Source organism: Pelagicoccus sp. SDUM812005, assembly GCF_031127875.1.
GTDB lineage: Bacteria > Verrucomicrobiota > Verrucomicrobiia > Opitutales > Opitutaceae > Pelagicoccus.
Window position 1 is genome coordinate 169,681 of record NZ_JARXIA010000011.1, and the last position, 22,534, is coordinate 192,214.

Consider the following 22,534-nt stretch of genomic DNA (forward strand, 5'->3'; position numbering starts at 1 on the left):
TGTTTGGTCGAGTGGGGAGAGCTTGCAGGTAGGAGCCTCTAAACGCCCTTGTGTGGGGGATTGCGGCGGTGACTATTTCCCGTGGAAGGAATTTTTGGGGTTCGAAGCGGTGGGTCTTATTTCCCAAATGCTTGGGGTGCGGGAGCGCTTAGCACGGTCGGGCTTGTCGTAAGTTGCAGACAGGCAAGGGCAAATGTAGTGGCCAGGGGCTTGGCATATGCTATGCAAGGAGGTGTGGCGATCGCTGCGATCGAACCAGAGAAATTTGAGCACCATGAACAGGACACGAAAGATACTTGCGCTTGCCGTAGCCGCTTTGGCTTGCTGGTCGGCGCCCGCTTTCGCCCAAGACGGCGGGGCTGCCGAGGAGCAGGTTCTCCCGAAGAATCGTTTCCAGAAGGACGAGCATCTGATCTCGCAGCTTCTGAAAAAGCCGGATGAGGCTCCGGAGTCGATTCGCGAGGAGGTGATGGCCCTTCGCCAGTCGCAGGTGGAGATTCGCAAGGCTTGGATCGAGGAGTATCGACCGGGCGACCACGCCACGGCGGAGGAAATCCGGATGGCTCGCCAAGCGTTCCAGAAGGATTACGCGGCGGAGATTCGGGCGTCGCGCGAACTGCGGGGAAATCTGGTGCGTCGCTTGCGTTCGGGTGTGCGCGATGCGGTGAACGACGCGACCTGGAGCGAGCAGGCTCGCGCTGTGTACGCGGAGTATCAGGAGAACCAGACTGAGTTGAAACAGGCCTGGGAAGCCACGCTGGAGGAGCTGGGCGAGGGAGCGACTCGCGAGGAAGTGAAGGCGGCCCAGGCGGAATTTGACCAGGAGAACGCGTCGACGATTGCCCGGCAAAAGGCTTTAGCGAGGCAACTGCGCGTGCTGTTGAGGGATAACCGAGAGGAGAAAGTATCGCTGCGGGATGACCTGCCTCCGGAACTTCAAGATTTGAGGAGCGACATGGCGAACCTGCGCGATCAGGTGCGGTTTCGTCAACGCAAAGCTCGGGAGGACATGATGAACCTCAGCCGTGAGGAACGGGAGGAATATCGCCGCGCTTTGCTGGAGGAGCTCAAGCAGCTGCACGATGAGGTGAAGCTGCGCCGCCGGCAAGCGATCGAGGAGATCCGGGAGGATCAAGCGGAGTCCCGCGGACCGAAAGGTTGATGGAGCGCTGCGTGAATTTCGGCAGAACTGCCAACAGTAGGAGAGGGCGCGGTTGGAGTGGGTTCCGGCCGCGCCGCTTTGGTGGGATCCGCGCGGCGCGACGGCCTGCTGAGGGCGCTTGATTTCGACGCGGATTGCGGTAGGTAGAAGAGTGCGAATGCGAAGCGGCGAAAAAAGTGGCGTGGAAGAATCCGGGCGGCCCATGACCTTGGGGCTCGGGGTGCTGTTCGGTCTGCTCTTCGTGTTCGCGACGGTGGTGGCTATTGTGACCTTTTCGGTTCGGGAAGACATACGGTCCCAGTTGCTGGACGTGGATTCGCATGTATTGAATTTGTTGGTACGAAACGAGATCGCTCAAGTGGAGCGGGATGCGAACCTTGTGTTCGAGTTCGAGTCGATAGGTGAGATCGAGCTTTGGGGCGCTTTGCTGGAGACGGCGTCCGTGGACGGCGTCTTTGCGGTGCAGCTCTTCGACGTGCGGGGGGAGCTTGCCCAGAGCTCGTCCAATTCGCTGATTGAGCGTCGGGTTCCGGACGAGGTGATGGAGAAGGTGAGCGAGGGGCAGGTGAGTTCCGAGTTTTCGCCCGAGGTTTGGCTTTCGGATTTTATCGAGGTCGATTTCGTTTCGGATCGCTTGGTTGCGGTTTCGGACATTTATTTGCCGCTGCGCAGCGCGGATGGGGCCTTGCCGTTGGGAACGGCCCGCTACCTCATGGATGGAAGCGCCTTGGCTAAGCAGTTCGTTGTATTGGACGAACGACTACGGCGCCAGGCTTTGGTAGCGATTGGGCTGGGCGGTTTGGCTATCTTCGTGCTCTTCTGGCTGGCTTGGAAACGGCTGAGCGAAGCCAATGCCCGCGTGTTGCGGCATGCGACGCGCCTGAAGCGAGCGAATGCGGAGCTGGCGATGCTGGCCCGCACTTCGGCAGTCGGTTCGGTGACGGCTCATTTGATCCATGGAATCAAGAATCCGCTGGCCGGACTGCGGCAGGTGGTGAGGGCCCGGAGTTCGGGGGATGCCTCTTTGGACGAAGAGGAGTGGCGCGGGGCCAGCGAAGCGGCGGAGCGCATGCAGCGCATGGTCGAGGAAGTGGTCGCGGTGCTGCAGGACACCAGCAGCGGCCTGCGTTACGAGACCGAATCGGGCGATCTTCTCGAGGCTTTGCAGGACCGTTTTGGCAGGAGGGCGGCGGAGCGTTCGATCGCGTTTTCGGTTTCGGGTCCGCGGGATTTGGCGATGGATAGTTCGATCAGCAGCATCGTTTCCTTGGTGGCGTCCAATCTGGTGAAGAATGCCTTGGAAGCGACGCCTGAGGGCGGACGCGTGCGGGTGGAGCTCGCCGGCGACGGAGAGGAGGCGAGCTTGCTGGTGAGCGATACGGGGCCAGGGGTGCCTCCCGAGTTGCGCGAACAGCTTTTCGCTCCGGTGAGCAGCGGCAAGAGCGGCGGAGCGGGGATTGGTTTGGCGATCAGTTTGCAGCTAGCCCGCCACATCGGCGGGAGTCTCCGGTATGTGGATACGACGAGCGAAGGCGCGGTTTTCGAGCTGGCTTTCTCGCTGCGGGAGCGGTCTCTAGGTGATGAAGGTTAAGGGGAGTTTGCTCGTTAGGGCCGTAGATTTTGGAGGCCGGCTCAGCTGTTTCCCGATCGTTGCAGTAGCGAAGCTTCTAGGGCTCCGCGCTTTAGGGATTTAGACGGGGTTGGCTTGGTGTGCAGGCTCGACTTTTGCTGTCGTTTCCCTAGGGTTTTCAGTATCGCCGCCGACGGCCTTGCTATTGCTCGCGACGCCGACGTTTTCCCAAGCAACAATCGGACACAGATACCCCGCACGTGCGCTCTTAAGGGCGTGGCTCCTAACCTCCCGTTTTGGTGGGGACGGGAGTCTCAACATAGAAGCAAAAGGAGGTGAGCGTTATGCCTATCGCTCGAATAACGGAGTACTTGGATCTGCATCGGATCAAGTATCAGAGAATTAGCCATTCGCCTGCGTATACTGCCCAAGAGGTAGCGGCGCGAGCCCACGTCTCTGGGTGGGATTTGGCGAAGACTGTTGTGGTCAAGCTCGACGATGAACTCGTGATGGCGGTTTTGCCGGCGTCCGAAAACATCGATCTCGGGTTCTTGGCTGAAATCGTAGGTTCTAAAAGGGTGAGCCTCGCTCACGAGGAAGATTTCGTGGACAAGTTTCCCGGCTGCGACCTGGGGGCGATCCCGCCTTTCGGGAATCTGTATGGGATGAAGGTCTACGTGGCTCCGGAATTGGCGGAGGACGACTATATCTTCTTCTCGGCGGGCACCCACACGGAGCTGATACGGATGGCGTACGACGATTTCGAATGGCTGGTTGAGCCTGAAATGCTGCCGTTTGCCGTCTTGGGCTAGGCCCTGATTGGGAAGCGGAGGGATGCTTCCAAAGCGAAAGAGGCTACGCCGACGGGGCGTAGCCTCTTGTTTGTGTTCAGGCTTAGGTCAAGGTGTCCTAGAAGGTCATGCTGACGCCTGCGTTGATGCGACGAGGGGCGCCGAAGTGGACGGCGGCGCCGTCTGCGTCGTGCAGGTCGGCGTAGTCGCCGCTGGCCTCGAAGTCGTCGTGGTAGCCGCTGAAGGAGTCGGCGTCGACGGCGTCTTGGATGTACTTCTTGTCGAAGGCGTTGAGGACGTTGAGGAAGAGTTCGTACTCGATGTCGGTATCGGTCGGCAGCTTCCAGTTGGCGTGGAAGTCGAAGACGGTGTAGTCCGGCGCCCTCCAGCTTTGGGTACGGTCGTCCTCGTCGGAGCGGCCGAGCGGGTCGAAGCCGGCGTAGTTCTTGCGGTTGTGACGCAGGCGGCCGGTGATGTTGAGGCCGGATTGCGGCATGTAGGTGAGGCCGGTGGTGAACTGCGTCTGCGGGGCGTCGCCGACTTTGATGTCTCTAAGGTAGAGGTTGAACTGCTGGGCGGTGGCGGGGTCGTTGTCCGGATCGAAGCGGGCGGTGACGTCGTTCTTGTACTTCCAGTCGTTGAAGGCGAGGGTGCTGTCCCACTTGAGCTGCTTGCTGAAGTAGTAGGAGCTTTCGATCTCGAGTCCGCGGTGCCGCTGGTCGACGCCGGCGATGTTGACGTTTGCGTCGAGCACGGAGACGAACTTGGAAAAGGCGCGGTCTGACCAGTCGGTGTTGTAGACGTTGGCTCCGAGGAGGAGGGTGCCGTCTTGGTTGGTGTAGTTGAGGCCGATCTCGATATTGGTGAAGACTTCGTCAGGCGGGTTGAGGTAGGCTTCGCCGCTGCCGTCGTCGATCACGGTATCGAAGATGGGGACCTTTTCGATGTATCCGAAGTTCGCGTACACGCTGGTGGATTCATTTACGTTGTAGCGTCCGCCGAGTTTGAGCTGCATGCCGTCGAATGTGTCGGAGTCGACTTGCATCGGCTTGCCGTTCACCCAGTTGTAGTCGTCGACGAAGCTGTAGGAAATCTGGGAGAGGCCGACCATGGCAAAGCCGGAGAAGTCGTCCTTTTCGTAGGCTGCTTGCCAGTACCCGCCGAGCCAGTCGACGGTGTTGGTATTGTTGTAGTCGATGATGCCGCCGATGGTTTTTTGTTGGCCGTTCTCGAGGTAGTAGTCGCCGCCGAGCAGGTCGCGTACTTCGCGGAAGTGCTGGATCTCGGCGGTTCGCCAGTCGAGGCCGAAGGAGGTGCTCCAGTTTTCGGAGGCTTCGTAGGTGGCCTTCGAAATGAGTCCGACGGTGTACTGGTTGTTGCGGGAGTTGCGCAGGATGCCGGTCGACTGGGCGCGTCCGGTGCTGTCGAGGTTGGCCTCGTTTTGGGCGATCTCGGCGTTCCAGTCGCGGTTGCGGTGGAAGTATCCACCGAAGTCGGACACGCGTTCGACGGAGCCGTAGGTGCCGGTGCCGCCGCCTTCGCCGCCGGAGTAGTAGAGGACGTTGTCCCAGGACCAGCGGCTGTCTTCGGGGCGGAAGTACCAATTGGCGCTGACTTGCGGCTTGTCGTAGAAGTTTTCGCGCTCGTTGATGTAGTCGTCGAAGCGGCGGGGACCTACGCCATGGTGGTCGGCTTGGGGCCCGGCGTAGTCGGGATCGACGTAGTTCCAGGTTTCGTTGTAGGCGAATCCGCGCTCGTAGCCGTAGCTTTCTTCGAGGGCGGCGGCGTCGTAGCCGTCGAGACCGAGGGCGTAGTCGGCGCTGTAGGAGCCGATGTTGCGGGCGTAGAGGTTTTGCCCGTGCTTTTGCGGCGCTCCGAAGCCGTAGAACTCGATGGTGTTGGCATCGTTGAGCTTGAGGGAGGCGCCGAAGTACCAGCTCCAAGCGTCGGCCCACACGCCGTCGATGTAGCTGCCGCTCATCTTGCGAGCGATGGCTGCGGAGGCGGCGAACTTGTCGTTGATGAGGCCGGTGTGGCCGATGAGGGTGGTCTTGGAGAAGCCGTCGGAGCCGAACTCCTGCTTGAGCATGCCGCCTCTTTCGCGGGCGGCGGGATCGGTCATGATGTTGAGGGTACCGCCGATGGAGGGGACGGCGAGGTCGAGGTTGGAGATGCCGCGCTGGACTTGGACAGAAGAGGCGATGTCGCCGATGCCGTCCCAGTTGGACCAGTAGACCCAGCCGTTTTCCATGTCGTTGACGGGAACGCCGTTGATCATGACGGCGACGTTGCGTTGGTCGAAGCCGCGGATGTTGATGCGGGCGTCGCCCGCTCCGCCGCCTTGGTTAGTGGCGTAGACGGAGGGAGTGTAGTTGAGAGCCAAGGGGATTTCCTGGGAGGCAAGGTAGCGGTCCAGGTCTTCCTTGCTCAGTTCGGAGAAGGCGACTGGCGTTTCTCCGTAGACGGCTCGGTTCGAGAACTCTTCGAGCGGAGTGACGGTAAAGCCTTCGAGGTCGTAGACTTTATCGGTGGTGGGCTGGTCGACGGATTGGGCTAAAAGGGAGCCCGTTCCTGCCGTGAGCAGAGCTGCTGAAATCAATGGTAGTTTAGATGCAGGTTTCATGATTTGACTCGTTTGACTGTTGTCGCTCAGCGATTCGGATACGTACGAATCCGCAGTGGATCGCTGTATCGAAAGCGCTGATACGATGGTCGAATCGTTTGCCTGAAACCTTGCGAGGGTCAACGAGCGGCGCTTGCCTTCACGGAAGCTTAACCGGCTCTTTGAAAAAACGTAACTTGCTTTACGGGAGTGGCGCGGGCGTTGCCTTGGCGGCGCGCGGCCTAGTCCTGAATCGGGGGATTGGCGCTGATTTTTATGCGTGAAAAGGGAAGCGTAACCTCCTCGACGTCCTCCCAGTGGGTGAGGTCGGCGCTGTGTTGGCGGGTGAGGGATATTTCTTCTTCGCGCCCTTCGAGATCTAGGTTGAGGGAGGTGGTCGCTTGTCCGTTGTTTATGGATACGGCAGCGATCGGAGCGTGGGATTCGGGGGAGAAGGGATCGGTTTGGCGAAGGTATTCGAGGAGGTTTGGCAGGAGGTCGCGATCGGGGTTGGCGTCGTCGTCGATGGGGCGGATGTTGTGGTCTCGTTTCCACGATTCGTAGGGGGAGAGCGCGTTTTGGTCCAAGTTGACGAGTCGCACCTTGTCGATCGCGACGGCGCCGAGCTGGGTGCCGAGGCGGAACTCCACGCGGGCGTTGGCTTCGCTAGCTTGGCTGTGGGTGAAGGCGAGGGTATAGGTCTGCAGGGCGCTGGCGAGGGCGACGGGCTCGGCTTGGAAGGTGGCGTAGGGGGCTCCGTTCTGGGAGAGGGCGGCGATGAGTTTGGGGGCGCCGCTTAGGGATTTCGCTTCGAAGGTGAGCTCGTAGCGGCTTCCGTTTTCTAGGGCGAAGCCGCCTTGTCCGAACTGGACGTGCCAGTCGGCGGTTCCGGTGTCGGTGACGGTGATGGTGGCTTGCCCTTCGGCGTTAACGGCTAGGGTGGCGGCGGCGGCGGAGTCGACGTAGTTGTACCATCCATCGAAGCCGGCGTCGAAGGCAGGGTTTTGGATGAGCGAGGTGGGGTCGACGAAGTCGGCTTCGATCTGGAAGGATCGGTCGACCTGCAGTTCCGTTTTTAGGGAGCGGGCGACCTGGGCGTTTTTCCATTTGCCGAGCCGCATGCCAACGTCTGGATCGGCGATGAGGGTGACGATTTCGCCGGCGTCGTAGGAGTCCTTTTGCGGCTCGATGCGCAGGGAGCCCGGGCCGCGGGCGGTGAGGTCGACGGTGTAAGGTGGGCTTTCGGGGCGTTGGTAAACGCGCACGTAGTCGATGAGGAACTGGGTGGGGTAGAGGGACGGGTCCACGCCAAAGGCTCCGCCCCAGTCGCCTCCGATGGCGAGGTTGAGCTTGAGGTGCTGGGGCCGGTGGAAGGGCCAGGTGGCGTCGTTGCCTTGGCCGTCGTTGGTGAAGGTGTAATAGAGAACGTCGTCGACGTAGAAGCGGATCTCCTCCGGCTCCCATTCGACGGCGTAGGTATGCATGGCTTGGGTAAGGTCGTCGTAGTCGATGCTGCCGCCCCGGGCGGTGTTTTGGATGTGGTTATAGGAGGTGGTGTGTACAGTGCCGTGCACGGTGTCGGGGTCGTAGCCCACGAATTCCATGATATCGATTTCGCCGCAGTGGGGCCAACCGACTTCACCGATATTGTCGCCCAGCATCCAGATGGCGGGCCAGGTGCCGCGTCCGGGGGCGACTTTGGCCCGCGCTTCGATGCGTCCGTAGGTCCAGCTGGCGGCCCGCTGGCTGGTGAGGCTGGCGGAGGTGACGGCATTGCCTTGATAGTGGTCGTTTCGCGCTTCGATGATCAGGTGTCCGTTTTCCTGGCGGCAGTTTTCGAGGCGCTTCGCGGTGTAGTATTGCAGCTCGTTGTTGCGCAGGTACCCGACCTCGAAGTCCCACCACTGGGAATTGGGCAGGCCCTCGCCCTCGAACTCGTCGGACCAGACCAGTTGCCATCCCTCGAGGGGAGCGGATTTCAAGGGGAGCAGGGGGGCCAAGCAGCTCAAGCAGAGAGCAGCGAGGGAACGCGGGGGGCATTTTAACATTTTCATGGGGGTGGATAAGGATGCTTTTAAGGTGCAAAATAATGCAAATATTAAATTGACGCATCGGAAAAATTGTACTGAAGTGCACCTTACAACCCCAAAGGGCTTTATACCTCGCCTCGTCGGTACACCAACCGATCAATCGTAGCCTTGCCCTTTTTTTTACCCGATAGGGAGCTATTGTATTTTGGCATTCGGCTCCGAATCTACCTACCACCCCCCAAACCAGACTAGACAAATGGATATCAAACGAATGAGTCAGCAATCTAAGGTATTGTCTTCGTGGAAGCTTGTCGGCTTCGCGACGCTTGGCTTAGCGGCGTCTTTGAACGCCCAGACGGAGGCTCCTGAAGAAGAAGAGGAAATTTTCGAACTTTCTCCCTTCCAAGTGGATGCGTCCAAGGACAGTGGCTATCGCGCCACCAACACAATCTCCGGTACTCGCTTGAATGCCGCGATCAAGGACATCTCGATGCCGATCGAGGTGATCACCGACCAATTTATCAAGGACACGGGCTCTACGGACCTGCGGCAGTCCTTGGCCTACAGCGCGGGCATGATCATGTCCTCGCAGAACGACGCGGGTAAGGGCAACAGCTTCGGAACCATCGGTGGCGTGCACAACCCGGAGGGTGCGACCAGCAACAAGACGCAGACTTCCTACAAGGTGCGCGGCTTCATCACGGATGCGACCTTGCGCGACGGCTATCGCCGGCAGTTCGCGACGGACGCGGCCAACATCGGCCGTGTGGAAGTGATTCGCGGTCCTGCTGCCCTTTTGTACGGGATCGGCAACTTCGGTGGTATCGTGAACTACCTTCCAAAGCTGCCGACCGCTGACGAAACCCAGCACATCACGGTGAGCGTGGGCAACCAGAAGCACTACCGCGTGGTCTACGAAGCGGGCGACACGCTCGATAACGACATGAAGTTCGGCTATTACGTGACAGCGGTGCACGAGCAAAACGGCAGCTACACCGAGCTCGCGGAAAACAATCGCCAGTTCATCTCCCCGATCTTCACCTTCCGCCCTACGGAGAAGACCGAGATCACGGTCGACTTGGAGTACGGCAAGGAAGACAAGAATGCGGTTGGCTTCCAGAGCGTGCGCGCTCGCGGCGACCTCTCCAGCGAGAACGTTGCGAACCAGCAGGACCGTTTGGAGCGTGCCGGTTTCTTGCAATTCCCGGACAAGGAAATCCGCACCATGCGTTGGAGCGGACCGGATACCTTCCTGAACACCGAGTCGCACAACATTCGCTTGCAAGCCACGCACAGCTTTAGCGACAACCTGAATGTACTTCTTGGATACAACAGCTCGAAGGTCGAATTCGACTCCCGCGACGTATCCGGTGGCGTGACGAACAACGTGGGTCCCGAAAACCTCCGCAACACGATCACCGTGATTCCAGCGAGCGTTGAGAACGGCGACGCGGAATTCATCTTCGGCGAAGTAACGGACGCGATCTTCCAAGGTTCTTGGAACGACAAGAACGAGATTATCGATCGCAACCAGATTCGCGCCGAACTTAACTACAACTTCGATCTCTTCCAGGATAGCGAACTCTTCGGTCTGCAAAACAGCTTCTTGCTCGGCCGCTCCGAGGAAAAGTCTGAAAAGTCGGTCTTCTCGCGGGGCACGATCCAGAACCAGTACTTCTATTGGGATCCAACCGATTCGTCCTACATGCGCTTCGGCGTGAACGGCGACGGTACTGCTGCGCCAGGCATGGAGGATGCCAGCTACATCAATGACCTCTCTTGGAACCAAGGAACCTACCTTGTCTATCAGGGCAGCTGGTTGAACGAGCGTCTCACCGCAGTAGCCGGCATGCGCCGCGACCGAAACGATTTCCGCGGCATGGTGGAAGATTTCCGTCAGGACACCATCACCAACAACAACCCGGGGGCCAAGGAAAAGGACACTTCTCAGGCCGGTATCACCTTCAAGCTGACCAACAACATCTCCGTTTACGCCCTGAAGGCGGAAGGCATTATGCCTAACTTTGACGGCAACCGTGACGTCTACGGAAATGCGATGGACGCGGTCACGGCCGAGAGCGAGGAAGCTGGCATCAAGTTCGACATGCTGGACGGCAAGCTCAGCGGTACCATCAGCGCCTACCGTATCAAGCAAACGGGTACGCCAATCTTCTACTGGTGGGCGCCTTCGCCAGCCAAGGGGCGTTTCGATCGCGATGCGGCTATCGTGTACAACGTAGCTGACTTTAACCCAACGGTTGAAGCGGAGTGGCGCAATGGTTCCTTCACGGTGGCGAAGCCGCAGTGGGATGCTGCGGTCGATTCCGGCGCGGCTTACCAGATCGACGACACTTGGTACTTGAACGCCTCTACCACGGAAGGCGCGGCGTACATGGATACGGTTTTCAACGCTTCCAAGACCACCAACCCTGGATGGCCAGGCTGGTTGTACGCTCAGGACGACAATACCAACAACGCTACGCTCGACTTCGCTTCCGCTGAAGCGGGAGGATACGATGCTTACGTTAGCGGCGACCAAGAGTCTTCCGGTTGGGAAGCGCAGTTCAACTACGCGCCGACTGATAACATGCAGTTCGTACTGAACTACGCGCAGACCAAGCGTTCTGTGGTCAATGCAGGCGCCTTCGCCGAGTACCCATGGGGTGCAGGTGGCGTTGACAAGTGGGCTGTTTGGTACTTCCCAGATGGCGCGTGGGGACTTTCTGGATACTCGCTGGAAGACCAGTACCTGAATCCTGAGGATACCTCCACTTGGCAGGGTCGTGGTTACGGCGCGGGCGAAAAGCAGGACGACACGCCTCGCCACTCGCTTAGCGGTTGGGGCAACTATCGCATCGACGATGGCGCTCTGGCAGGTTTCTCGTTCGGACTTGGCTTCCAGTACGAAAGCGAGCGCGAGTACTTCTCGGGCATCACGGACGGTTCCGGCCAGTTGGTCACGGATACGAACGGTCAACGCGTCGTGCTCGAGACGGATACGCGACTCAATATCGATGCGATGGCTAAATACGACTTCAAGCTCGGTGAACGAAATGCCCACCTGCAGCTCAATGTTTATAACGTGATGAACGATCAGCACGCGTACGGATACATCTACGCGAAACCAACTGAGTACCGACTCCAGTTCGGTATGGATCTCTAGTCATTTGGTAGTGGGAGCGACGCTGGCGTAGGTAACTGCGTTCTAGCGTCGCTCTTTTTTTTAGCTCGATTTCAACTCTGCCGCGCTTCCTCGGAAAATGGGAGGCAGGTGCATTTTGTTTTGTAACGAGGTGCGTCGTAAGCGACGAACCAATAGGGATGCCATCTTAGGTTTGGGCATCTGGGCGTATTGAAACGCTCACTACGATTTTTCTATGCCAAACGAAAACGAACGTCTTAGCGTCTCGGAGAAGCTTAGTTACGGATTAGGCGACACGGCCTCTAACTTCTTCTTCCAGACTTTTAATCTCTTTTTGCTGTATTACTACACCGATGTTTTCGGCATTGGTCCAGCCGCGGCTGGAAGCATCTTTTTGGCGGCTCGCGTGGTGGATATGTTTAGCGATCCGATCATGGGAGTGATTGCGGACCGAACGGAAACGCGCTGGGGGAAGTTTCGGCCTTACCTTTTATGGATGGCGATCCCGTATGGTCTCATTGGATACTTGATGTTCGTGGTGCCGGATATCAGCGAAAGCGGGAAGCTTGTCTACGCATACGTGACCTATATCGCCATGATGCTTGCCTACACGGCTATTAACATTCCTTACTCCGCCTTGTTGGGGGTCATTTCGCCCTCGTCCACGGAGCGGACCTTGGTTTCGAGCTACCGCTTCTTCGGGGCATTCGCCGGTGGGCTGCTGATCTCCATGTTCGTGCGTCCGCTGGTTTATTCGATCGGGGGCGAGGACAACGAGGCCTTTGGCTTCCAGATGACGATGGCCATCTTTGCGGCGGTTTCGGTGCTCATGTTCTTCGTGACCTTCAAGGGCACCAAGGAGCGGGTTCAGCCTCCGGTGGGGCAGAAGAACAACCTGGGCGAGGATTTGAGCGCACTGGTGAAGAACCGCGCCTGGCTGGTCTTGTTTTTCGTAGCGGTGTTTACGTTGGCCAACGTGGCAGCTCGCGGAGCGGCGACGGTGTATTATTTCAAGTACTACGTGGGCGCCTCGGACGCCCCGATGTTTTTGATTTTCGACCAGACGAGTATCATCATGACCTCGGGTATGTTGGGCTTGATTGCGGGCGTTTGGCTTTCCAAGCCTTTGGCGGCCCGTTTCGAGAAGCGGTCCATCATGATCTGGTTCTCTTTGCTCAACGCGGCTTGTATGGCCTTGTTCTTTATCGTTCCGCCGGACCTGTTTTGGCTGATGTTCGCATTGAGCGTCTTGGGCGGCTTCCTTGCCGGCCCGACGGTTCCGTTGGTTTGGTCGATGTACGCGGACGTGGCGGATTACGGCGAGTGGAGGTGGGGAAGGCGGTCCACGGGGCTCGTGTTCTCGGCTGCCTTGTTCGCCCAGAAGATGGGCTTGGCGATCGGCGGCGCGATGGCGGGTTGGTATTTGGGTCTTGTCGGTTTCGAGGCGGGCGCGGACCAGGGTCCGGATGCCTTGATGGGGATCCGTATCCTTTTCACGCTCTTCCCCGCGGGCTTGGCGATGGCTGCCATCGTGGCCTTGTTGTTTTATCCGCTGAAGACGGCGTTGCTGACTCAGATCGAGTCTGAGCTGGGAGCGCGTCGCGAGCAGGCTTCGGGAGGGGAGGCGTAGGGATGTCCTTGATCGGTAGCGATAGGCCAGCTCGCGTGGAGGTCCGAAAGACGGAAAGCGGGTATTCGCTTTTTCGAGACGGGGTTCCGTTTTTCGTCAAGGGGGCGGCCGGGTACGAACATGTGCGGGAGTTGTCGGAAGCGGGGGGCAATTCCTTGCGTACTTGGGGAATGGACCAAACGGAGAAGGCATTGCCGGAGATCCGTCGCTACGGGCTCTCCTTGTGCGCCGGGCTTTGGATGGTTCCGCCGCGTCAAGGATTCGACTATTCGGATGCCGCGGCCCGTTCGGCTCAACTGGAGGAGATCAAGAAGCAAGTGCTGTGGCTCGCCTCGGAGCCGTCGCTGTTGGTCTGGGGGGTTGGCAATGAGTTGGAATTGGGCGTCTCGAAGGTGAGTCCGGAGGTTTGGAAGGCGGTCGAGGAGGTGGCGTCTTTCATTAAGGAAGTAGATCCTTTGCGTCCGGTGATGACGGTGCTGGCTTCGGTGGACGAGGCGGCGCTGCAGTGTATCGAGGCGTTGTGTCCATCGGTCGATTTTGTCAGTTTTAATTCCTATGGGGACCTGGAGCTGGTGCAGTCCAAGTTGGATACCATCGGCTGGACGCGTCCGTATTTGGTCACGGAGTGGGGGGCCAATGGGCATTGGGAAGTGCGTCAGACCGCCTGGGGAGCGGAGATTGAGCCGACTTCGACTGAAAAGGCGGCGCAGGTGCGGCGTCGGTATCAGCGGCTGAACGGTAGCCACGGTCAATGTCTCGGCAGCTATATTTTTCTTTGGGGAAACAAGCAGGAGCGGACGCCGACCTGGTACGGGCTTTTCGACCAGGAAGGTCGAGCCACGGAATCGGTGGATGCCATTTCGTCGCTTTGGTCGCTGAAGGGAGAAGCGGGGGCGTGTCCGCAGATCTCCAGTTTGCGCCTCGCCTCGAAGGAGGTGACTGAGAGCGTGACGGTGAAGGCGGGGGATTGGGTCGAGGCGGAGTGCGAGCTTGCTCGAGGTCGGTTCGTATCCGAGTCGGCGAGGTGGTCGATCGCCTGCGAAAGCGAAGACAAGAAGATGGGGGGCGATCGCGAAGCGGTTTCGGAGGAAATCGAGACCCGGTTCGAGGAGCTCGGCGAGGGCCGAGTGTGTTTCGCTGCTCCGCTTGCCGGCGGTTGCTACCGTTTGTATGTGGAGCTGCGCTCGGGCGATCGTTGGGTTGCGACGGCGAATTTCCCCTTCTGGGTGGAGGGTTAGATCCTTTTTCCCAGGTTCTTCGCAGGCTTTTGTGTTTGGGGAGGGCAAGCCGACCTTTCGGCGGGGCGACTTGCGGGAAGGTTTCTGAAGGCTTTACTGCTTTTGGTAAACGCGGACGTAGTCGACCTCCATGCGTTGGGGGAAGCGATCTTCGTCGATGCCCTTGGCGGCTCCCCAAAGCCCTCCCACGGCTACGTTGAGCAGCAGGTAGTAGTCGCGTTGGTAGGGCCAGGATTCCCAGCCTTTTCCTTCGTTCTGGAAGGTGAAGAAGAGTTCGCCGTCGACGAAGGCCTTTACCTCCGTTTCGTCCCACTCGAGGGAGTAGGTGTGGAAGGCTTCGGTCGCGTCAGGCACTGAAACGGTGGCCGTCTTCTGGGTGCCGGCTTGCCATTGGTACGCTTTGGAGTGGGCGGACGCATGGACGGTGCCGACTTCGTAGCCTACGTGCTCCATGATATCGAGTTCGCCAACGTCGGGCCACTTGCCGGATCCGAGGTTCCAGTCGACCGGGAGCATCCAGATGGCGGGCCAGGTGCCGCGTCCTTCGGGGAGACGAGCTCTGATTTCGAAGCGTCCGTAGGTCCAGCTTTGCGTCTCGCGGGTCACCAAGCGGGCGGAGGTGTAGTCGGAACCTTCATGGTTTTCCTTGTGGGCTTCGATGATGAGGATGCCGTCTTCGACGCGGGCGTTTTTGGCTTCCGCCTCGGTGTAGTACTGCAGCTCCTTGTTTCCCCAGCCGTGGCCGCCCACGTCGTAAGTCCACTTTTGGGAGTCGGGGAGGCCGTCGGTCTCGAATTCGTCGGACCAAACCAAGGTCCAGTCTTCCTCGCTCGCTGTGCAACCAGTCATGGCGCTTGCCGCGCAAAGGAGTAGAAGGCCGTTCGGCAGCCATTGGGATACGGGGTGTTTTTTCATTGCTTATTAAGGTGCAAAAGAATGCAACTAAAACAAGCAAAAAACGAATTAGCCCGAGTTCGGAGGCGCCTTAGTTGCGGGGAGGTCCGGAGGTTTCGCCGGCAACGAATTCGCCTGAGACCTGCACGTTGCGCCGGCTGGTGTTGGGGTGGTCGATCTTGCGGATGAGGGAGCTCACGGCGGAAATTCCGATATCGCGAAAGGGGATGCGCACGGAGGTGAGCAGCTTTTTCCCGGGAGGCGGGGTCAGGCCGTCGAAGCCGGTGATGGAGCAATCTTCCGGGACCGAGACGCCGAGCTTTTCGAAGGATTCCTGCAAGTGGTAGGCTTGGTGGTCGGCGGCGCAGACCCAAGCGGTGACGCCTTTGGTACGGGTGTATTCTGCGGCGAGCCGGTCCAGCTCGTCGAGCGGGAGCTGTTCTTCGAGTCGCAGGTTGAGGATGATTTCCGGATCGAGATCCAGTCCGAAGCGATAGAGGTTTTCGACGTAGGCGCCGAGGCGCCGCTCCACCCAAGGGGTGTTGACGGCGTACTTCCAGCTGAGGAAACCGATGCGTTTGTGTCCCAGCTGCGCGAGGTGTTGCATGATGCGGGAAACGCCGCGGATTTGGTCTGGATGGATGCAGTCGACCTCGCAGTCGTCGTAGTCTTCCAGGACGGAAACGGTGGGGAACTTGGCCATGATATTGGACACGGCCTCTTCCTTGAGCGGGTAGATGATGATGGCCCCTTTCCAGTCGAGGCAGCTGACGCCTTTGATGATTTGGCGAGCGCGGGGCTGGGGGAGGAACTCTTGGGGGTCGACGTAGAAGACTTCGACCTCGAGCTTTTCGATGGCGGCTTTTTCGGTGATGCCGGTGAGCAGCGCCTCAGCTGTCTTGATGTCGATTTTTGAGCGTTGGGCCTCGCTGATGCCCACGATGACGGCGAGCTTCTTGCGTCCCTGCAGTTTGACGTTGTTGCCGCCGCGTTGGGCCGAGTAGGAGTAGCCCATTTCGGCGGCTAGCCGGAAGACCTTGGCCCGTGTCTCCGGATTGATTTTAGGGTGGTTGGTGAAGCAGCGGGAGACGGTGGTGCGGGAAAGGTTGAGCTGGTCCGCGATGTACTTTTGGTTCAGTTTGGCCATGGTGGGAAGAGGTGGACGTTTTGGCACTTGCCAGGGGTGTTAAGCCTCAATAAAAAAGGGAGCTCCGGTATTCTTTGTTAGATGCAATTTGATGCAATCCAAAAGGGGGCTCCGCTGTTTTTAGGCTTTGGCCAGCTGGATGCTTTCGCGAACGGCGGCAGCGGTGTCGGGGGCGCAGAGCGCGTCGGATACGGTTACGAACCTCGAAGCGCCGGCTGCGATGACTTGCGGGATGTTGCTGCGGTTGATCCCTCCGATGCAGAAGAAGGGCAGGCTCGGTTTTTGGGCTGCGACGAATTTGATCAATTCGAGCCCGACGGGGACGTAGGTGGGTTTGGTTTGGGTGGCGAAGATGGGGCCGACTGCGAAGTAGTTGAGGACTCCGTCGGGCAGGTTCATGGCGGCCGTCGCTTGCTCGGGGGAGTGAGTGGAAAGGCCGAGCAGGCGATCGGGGCCGAGGCGGTCGCGAGCTGCCTCCGGGGAGAGGTCGTCCTGTCCTACGTGCAGACCGAGGCCGGGGTAGCGCAGGGCGAGGTCGATATCGTCGTTGATGATGAGGTGAGGTTGCGGGGCGGAGCTGTTTGAGCGATGCGCGACGATTTGCTCGGTGAGTTGGTAGCGTTCGGCCTCGGTCGAGCCCTTGGCGCGAATTTGTACGATGCTGGCTCCTCCGGAGACGAGGGCTTGGTATTTGGCGGTCCAGCTTTCGGGGGCGACGTAGCCGGTGTCGAGGATGCCGTAGTAGGTCGAGTTGGCGAGGGAGGTGTTCATTGATTCAAGGAAGGGCTGGATCATTCTGCTTTTCTAGCGTCAGTCGAGCGGCTAAGGGATCAGTCTGTGCTTGGAATGTCAAAATCAGGAAATGCGGAAAGTCGGAGGGGCGATTTTGGGGATGACGGTGAGGCTGGCGGCGATTTTCGCTGGTTTTGCGGGGCGGCGTTTCTGTCCCTGTTGCTGGGTGCGGTTGTTTTCTGGAAGATGGTGCCGGTTGCTGGGGCGGCGGACGCCAGCGGCTACTTGAACTATGCTCGTATCTTGGAGGAGGGGCGCGTGCTGGAGGAGCTTAGAGTGCCGGAGGGAGACGGGTTCGCGGCGTTGCCGCAGTCTTTGTTTCAGCCGCTGGGCTTTGGCTATCGCTTGGAGACGGATCGGCTGTCGCCGACTTACCCGATCGGTCTGCCCTTGCTCTTGTCGCTCGGCGGCTTGCACGGATCGGAGTGGGGGCTGCGTGCGGTGTATGCCGTGGTGGCGATGCTTGTCTGCCTAGGAACGTGGACCTTGGCCGCGGAGCTTGGGCTGGCAGCGTCGTGGCGTTTTTATGCGGTGGCCTTGATGGCGAGCTCCCCCTTGTTGCTCTGGAGCTCGCTGATCCCGATGTCGGATGCCCTGGCGAGCTGCCAAGCGATCTGGCTGGTCTGGTTGGCCTTGCGTTCTCGCAGTTCGAATGTCGCTGCCTTGCTATGCGGCGCCTTGCTTGGCTGGGCGGTTCTGACGCGACCGTCGAACGTTCTGCTCTTTCTGCCGGTACTGGTGGCGTTTCTTGAGATGCGGGTAAGCTTGGTTAAGGTTTTCTGGACCGGCCTGGGCGGTTCGCCGGCTCTGGCGCTCTTCGGATGGAGCAACTGGACGCTGTACGGGAGTCCGTTTGCCAGCGGCTACGGAGACTTGTGGTCCTGGTTCTCCTGGAGCAATGGGCTGCCGACTCTTTTGCACTACGCTAAGACGCTGCTCTATGCCTTGTTTGCCTTGGCGGCGCCGACCGCCCTCATGGGGGCGTTTAAGTGGAGGAGCGGGCGAACGCGCCTGCTATTGGCATGGGCGGCGCCGGTTTTCGTGTTTTACGGGTTCTATTTCTTTACCAGCCAGACGTGGTGGTTCCTGCGCTTTGTGTTGGTCGGCCTTCCGGCGCTGGCTCTTCTGTCGGCGTGCTGGTTCGAGGAAAGGTCGGTAGGCTTCGGCATGGGAAGGAAGCAGCAAGGGTGGCTAGCGACTGGTTTGGCGGTGGCCGCGATGCTCGCTTTGCTTTTTTGGCAGGAGCGCTTGAACATCTTTGGCGAACAGGCGTTCGAGCGTCGTTACGCGGAAGAGTGCTCCTGGGCGAAGGGAAACTTGGAGGCCGGGACCTTGGTGGTCTGCATGCAGCCAAGCGGGGCGTTCTATTACTACACGGACTTCCCGGTTTTTCGTTGGGACCTCGCGAAGCGGGATCTTGACTGGGAAGGCTTGCGCTTTGCTGCGGGGGAGAGGGATGTTCCGGTGGTCGCGATCTTGCATGCCTTTGAGGAGCAACGCGATGACTCGATCCTGAAGCGCTATCCCGAGAACTGGGAATTGCTGGGAGAGGTGACGGAGCGTGTCCGGGCCTACCGGATGAGGTAGGCTAAGGGCGAGGCGGAGTTTCGTCGGAAGGGCGAGTGGGCTCCTTCGGCGAGATAGCGTCGCGTTTGCGCGTCTCGGGGGCAGGAAGGCTGCTGGCGCTGGGGATTGCCTCGGATTCGGCGGCTTCCTTCCCGAAGCTCTTAACGACGATCTCTATTTGTCCGATCTGGTCGAAGCTGAGAGATTTTTGAAGCAGGGCGGTGATGTGTGCCTGTACGCGTTCGCAGATGGCTTTGAGGTCTTCCGGCTTGGTGAGACGGATCTCGACGCGGGCGGTGACCTTGTTGTCGCGCAGGCGGATGGTGGGCCGGGCCGCTTCCACCCACTCGTCGAGCAGGCAGGCGGAGCGGATGAGCTCTTGCAGGGCCTTGCGGGAGACGAGGACGCTGCCGGCCTCGCCGCTAAAGGCGGTGAGGTGGGCGGGCGGTTTTTTGAAAACCAGGCGTAGACCGATGAGCAGGAAAATGAACGCGACGGAAGCCACTCCGATTTGGAGCGGCGTCAGTTGGCTTATCAGATCCTTGAACGAGTCCACGTCTGGGAATGGGTAGCTGGTTTCGCTGGCTAGTCGGAGAGGGAGCTTTTCGATTCCTCTTCGGCGGCCTTGCGGGAAGCGGCAACCTCTTCGGGCATCTTCACGCCTTCGATGATGACGTCCACCGCGGCCACGGTTTTGCCGGTCATGTTGGTGACTTGCTTGCCGACGATCAGCTGGAGGTTTTCAGCGGTCTTGGCCAGTTCGACTCCGTACTCCATGTGGACGCGCAGTTCGATGAGGTAGTTGCCGGCTTCGTCTTCGGAAACGCGCACGCCCTTGTCGTAGTCCTTGCTGGAGAAGAGGGCGGAGACGTTTTCGATGAAGCTGCCGCCAACTCCGACGACGCCTTTTACGCTAGTGGCTGCCATCTTTACGATGGTGGCAACTACGGTGTGGTTGACCTTGATTTGGCCGAGGGTTCCATCCTGATCGTCGCCGATCTCGATGCTGGGTTCTTGTTGGTCCATGGTTTTGAAGTAGGGATGAAGAGTTAAGAGTGAAGGAACTTACCTGAGAGTCGCGCGAAAGGCTTTGTGTTTCAAGAAGCTAGAAATTTCCGGAAACAGTTTTCCTTCGCTGCTTAGTCGAACTTAGGGTTTCGGGCCATGAAGTCCTCCATGAATTTGGTGGTCGCCTTGCCGGCTCGGAAATCGGGATCGCTGATGATTGCCTTCTGCAGCGGAATGGTGGTTTTGATTCCGCGGATCAGGTACTCGTTGAGGGCGCGGTACATGCGCTGGATGGCGACTTCGCGGTTCGCCCCGTAGGTGATCAGCTTGCCGATCATGCTGTCGTAGTACGGGGGGATGATGTAGCCGCCGTAGGCATGGGAATCGACGCGCACGCCGTGGCCGCCTGGGGCATAGTAGAGGTCGATGCAGCCAGGGCTCGGCATGAAGCCGCGTGCGGGGTCTTCCGCATTGATGCGACACTCGATGGCGTGCTTGTTGATGACGATGTCTTCTTGCTTGAAGGAGAGCTTTTCTCCCTGGGCGATCAGGAGCTGTTGCTTGATCAAGTCGATGCCGGTGACTTCCTCGGTGACCGGGTGTTCGACTTGGATACGCGTATTCATCTCGAGGAAGTAGTAGCCGCCCTTGTCGTCCACCAGGAACTCGATGGTGCCGGCGCCTTCGTAATTGGCGGCCTTGGTGGCGCGTACGGCGGCGTCGCCCATTTCCTTGCGGAGCTTTTCCGAGAGGAAAGGGGAGGGAGCTTCTTCGATGAGCTTCTGGTGGCGGCGCTGTACCGAACAGTCGCGTTCACCGAGGTGTACCACGTTGCCGTGGGAGTCGGCGAGGACCTGGAACTCGATATGGCGCGGGTTCTGGATGTACTTCTCGACGTAGACCGCTCCGTTTCCGAAAGCCTTTTCGGCTTCGTTGCGCGCGATGTGGAATTCCTTGCGGAGGGAAACGTCGTTGTGGGCGATGCGCATGCCTTTGCCCCCGCCTCCGGCTACCGCTTTGATGATGACTGGGTAGCCGACTTTCTTGGCGATTTTGGAAGCTGCCTCTTCATCGGCGACGACACCGTCGGAGCCGCCGCAAACTGGCACGTTTACTTTCTGTACGGTTTCCTTGGCCACTGCCTTGTCGCCCATCTTGCGGATGGCCTCGGCGGAAGGGCCGATAAACTTGATGTTGCAGGATTCGCACTGCTCGGCGAAGTCGGCGTTTTCCGAAAGGAAGCCGTATCCGGGGTGGATGGCGTCCACGTCGGCGATTTCGGCGGCGCTGAGGATGCGGTCCGCGCGGAGGTAGCTTTCTGAGCTGGGGGCCTTGCCGATGCAGATCGCCTCGTCCGCCAGTTGGACGTGAAGGGATTCGATGTCCGCTTCCGAATAGACGGCGAGGGATTTGATTCCTAGTTCGCGACAGGCGCGAACGATGCGAAGCGCGATTTCACCGCGGTTGGCGATTAGTACTTTCTCCATTTCGAAGGTGTTTGCTGGGAAAAACTGCGAGCCGAACCGGTGTGGCTCGACTCTTGGGAATGCTTGCCGTTGGGCGGAAGCTACTAGGTTACGCGAGGCGGAAGAGCTTTTGGCCGAACTCGATGGGTTGGCCGTTCTCGACCAGAACTTCGGCGATGGTGCCGCTGGCTTCCGCTTGGATTTCGTTCATGATCTTCATCGCTTCGATGATGCAGACCACGCTGTCTTCCTTGACGGAATCGCCTACCTTGGCGAAGGCGGGGCTCTCCGGAGAGGGCGCAGAGTAGAAGGTGCCAACCATCGGGGAGGTGATGTAGGTCGACTTGTCTTCGGCTGCTGGCGCCGCGGCGGGCGCTGGCGCGCTGGCTGCCGGAGCGGCTGGCGCTGCGGGGGCGGGCGCCGCGTAGCTGACAACCTGGGGTTGCGCTTGAGTTTCGGTCGCTCGCTTGATGCGCAGCTTGAATTGTTCTTCCTCGACGGAGAATTCAGTCAGGTCTGACCGCTTCATTAGGTCGACGATTTGCTTGATTTCTTTGATGTCCAAAGCTCTGAGGGTTAGTTGTTCGCTAGTTAAAGAAGGGAGGTCTGTTACTTTGTTTTGCGGAACATGCAACTGTCTAGTTGATATCCGGTTAGTTGCGTTCTGGGTGACTTTGTTGAAAAATAGTTGCTTGGCGAGCGCGAATGGGAGCAGGAGGAGGCCTCGGCACGGGCTGCCTCCCTGCAACAATATATATAAGGTCTATTCTGCGTTGATCTTTGAAGGGTGGGGCCTTGGCGGGCCGCGATCTTCGAGAACTTTGACGTTTTTCCATTAAACGCTTGATTCGCGCGACCGATAGGGCAGGGTCCGCAACTTCGTTCTTTTTCAAGTATCCGGATTGTCCTTTTCGATTCCGTTTTAAGCACCTTCGGTTGTTAAAAACTTTTTCGAGAAACAGCTTGATTTGGGGGGTCAGATCGGCACTGTGCCGGCTCTGTTCTTTGATCGAGTCCGGTTATTCCGAAGTACAATCTTAACCTCAAATCGTCTGATTTGGTTAATTCAAGATTTCTGAAAAAACAGCTTGATTAAGCAATGAGGCTCGGCACTGTGCCGACTCTTTCGTTCTTTAAATACTCACTTGTTTGATCGTTGGATCGAATTTATCGCCACGAGAAAAAGTTGAAAAAACGACTTGAATCTTGATTCGATAAAAGCACTATCCGTGCTCCTGTTCTTTAAATCTCGCTCGTCTGGTTTTCTTCAAAATGTAAATTTTGAAAGACCGAAAGAAAGTTGAAAAAAGTTCTTGATTAGCGAAACGAAAAAGACAGTGTTCGGCCTCCGTTCATTAGAAGTCACGAAAACGAAACGTTAAGGCGAGGTAGTTTAAGTGGTGAGTGAATGGACTCTTTCCCCGTTAACTCGGGTGTTCTTTGAAATTTATTTAGCGTGATTGATTGTGACCCCAATCAATTCTATTAAAACATGA

General features: G+C 58.6%; 16 protein-coding genes. 7 read left to right on the top strand and 9 right to left on the bottom strand.

What is annotated here, in order from left to right; genetic code table 11:
• Window positions 1-274 precede the first annotated feature (274 nt).
• From QEH57_RS14370 to QEH57_RS14380, 3 genes are all read left to right on the top strand, one after another.
• Window positions 275-1,162, top strand: a complete 888-nt coding sequence (locus QEH57_RS14370; RefSeq protein ID WP_309007444.1) for a hypothetical protein — start codon at window positions 275-277, stop codon at window positions 1,160-1,162.
• 202 nt (window positions 1,163-1,364) lie between these two features.
• The gene (locus tag QEH57_RS14375; protein ID WP_309007445.1) at window positions 1,365-2,753 is read left to right on the top strand and encodes a HAMP domain-containing sensor histidine kinase; all 1,389 of its coding nucleotides are present in this window, start codon (window positions 1,365-1,367) and stop codon (window positions 2,751-2,753) included.
• Between the two features lie 323 nt (window positions 2,754-3,076).
• The gene (locus QEH57_RS14380; RefSeq protein ID WP_309007446.1) at window positions 3,077-3,544 is read left to right on the top strand and encodes a YbaK/EbsC family protein; all 468 of its coding nucleotides are present in this window, start codon (window positions 3,077-3,079) and stop codon (window positions 3,542-3,544) included.
• Window positions 3,545-3,641: 97 nt separating this feature from the next.
• On the opposite strand, the gene QEH57_RS14385 is transcribed toward QEH57_RS14380, so the two are convergent.
• A complete protein-coding gene (locus tag QEH57_RS14385; RefSeq protein WP_309007447.1) occupies window positions 3,642-6,146 on the bottom strand; it encodes a TonB-dependent receptor plug domain-containing protein in 2,505 nt (834 codons plus the stop codon).
• Window positions 6,147-6,367: 221 nt separating this feature from the next.
• The gene (locus QEH57_RS14390; RefSeq protein ID WP_309007448.1) at window positions 6,368-8,179 is read right to left on the bottom strand and encodes a family 16 glycosylhydrolase; all 1,812 of its coding nucleotides are present in this window, start codon (window positions 8,177-8,179) and stop codon (window positions 6,368-6,370) included.
• A 247-nt stretch (window positions 8,180-8,426) separates the two neighbouring features.
• Here QEH57_RS14390 and QEH57_RS14395 point away from each other — a divergent pair, with 247 nt between their 5' ends.
• The 3 genes from QEH57_RS14395 to QEH57_RS14405 all read left to right on the top strand — a co-directional run bounded on the left by QEH57_RS14395 (window position 8,427) and on the right by QEH57_RS14405 (window position 14,165).
• Window positions 8,427-11,318: a TonB-dependent receptor plug domain-containing protein gene (locus QEH57_RS14395; protein WP_309007449.1), complete on the top strand. Its 2,892-nt coding sequence runs from the start codon at window positions 8,427-8,429 to the stop codon at window positions 11,316-11,318.
• A 214-nt stretch (window positions 11,319-11,532) separates the two neighbouring features.
• Window positions 11,533-12,927, top strand: a complete 1,395-nt coding sequence (locus tag QEH57_RS14400; RefSeq protein WP_309007450.1) for a glycoside-pentoside-hexuronide (GPH):cation symporter — start codon at window positions 11,533-11,535, stop codon at window positions 12,925-12,927.
• 2 nt (window positions 12,928-12,929) lie between these two features.
• A complete protein-coding gene (locus QEH57_RS14405) occupies window positions 12,930-14,165 on the top strand; it encodes a glycoside hydrolase family 2 TIM barrel-domain containing protein (protein WP_309007451.1) in 1,236 nt (411 codons plus the stop codon).
• A 93-nt stretch (window positions 14,166-14,258) separates the two neighbouring features.
• On the opposite strand, the gene QEH57_RS14410 is transcribed toward QEH57_RS14405, so the two are convergent.
• The 3 genes from QEH57_RS14410 to thiE form a co-directional block, all read right to left on the bottom strand.
• The gene (locus tag QEH57_RS14410; protein WP_309007452.1) at window positions 14,259-15,080 is read right to left on the bottom strand and encodes a glycoside hydrolase family 16 protein; all 822 of its coding nucleotides are present in this window, start codon (window positions 15,078-15,080) and stop codon (window positions 14,259-14,261) included.
• Between the two features lie 70 nt (window positions 15,081-15,150).
• The gene (locus QEH57_RS14415) at window positions 15,151-16,206 is read right to left on the bottom strand and encodes a LacI family DNA-binding transcriptional regulator (protein ID WP_309007453.1); all 1,056 of its coding nucleotides are present in this window, start codon (window positions 16,204-16,206) and stop codon (window positions 15,151-15,153) included.
• Between the two features lie 120 nt (window positions 16,207-16,326).
• Window positions 16,327-16,977 (bottom strand): thiamine phosphate synthase, encoded by a 651-nt coding sequence (thiE, locus tag QEH57_RS14420; protein ID WP_309007454.1) that lies wholly within the window; start codon window positions 16,975-16,977, stop codon window positions 16,327-16,329.
• A 75-nt stretch (window positions 16,978-17,052) separates the two neighbouring features.
• Between thiE and QEH57_RS14425 the strand changes: the two genes are divergently transcribed.
• Window positions 17,053-18,585, top strand: a complete 1,533-nt coding sequence (locus QEH57_RS14425; protein WP_309007455.1) for a hypothetical protein — start codon at window positions 17,053-17,055, stop codon at window positions 18,583-18,585.
• 1 nt (window position 18,586) lies between these two features.
• Here the strand turns inward: QEH57_RS14425 and QEH57_RS14430 are convergent, their stop codons facing one another.
• From QEH57_RS14430 to accB, 4 genes are all read right to left on the bottom strand, one after another.
• A complete protein-coding gene (locus tag QEH57_RS14430) occupies window positions 18,587-19,120 on the bottom strand; it encodes a hypothetical protein (RefSeq protein ID WP_309007456.1) in 534 nt (177 codons plus the stop codon).
• A gap of 29 nt (window positions 19,121-19,149) precedes the next feature.
• On the bottom strand, window positions 19,150-19,590 hold the full coding sequence (locus QEH57_RS14435; protein WP_309007457.1) for an Asp23/Gls24 family envelope stress response protein: 441 nt from the start codon (window positions 19,588-19,590) through the stop codon (window positions 19,150-19,152).
• Between the two features lie 113 nt (window positions 19,591-19,703).
• Entirely contained in the window at window positions 19,704-21,059 is a 1,356-nt protein-coding gene (gene accC, locus QEH57_RS14440; protein WP_309007458.1) for an acetyl-CoA carboxylase biotin carboxylase subunit, read from the bottom strand.
• 88 nt (window positions 21,060-21,147) lie between these two features.
• Complete coding sequence (accB, locus tag QEH57_RS14445; protein WP_309007459.1) at window positions 21,148-21,603, bottom strand: acetyl-CoA carboxylase biotin carboxyl carrier protein; 456 nt, start codon at window positions 21,601-21,603, stop codon at window positions 21,148-21,150.
• Window positions 21,604-22,534: the final 931 nt, after the last annotated feature.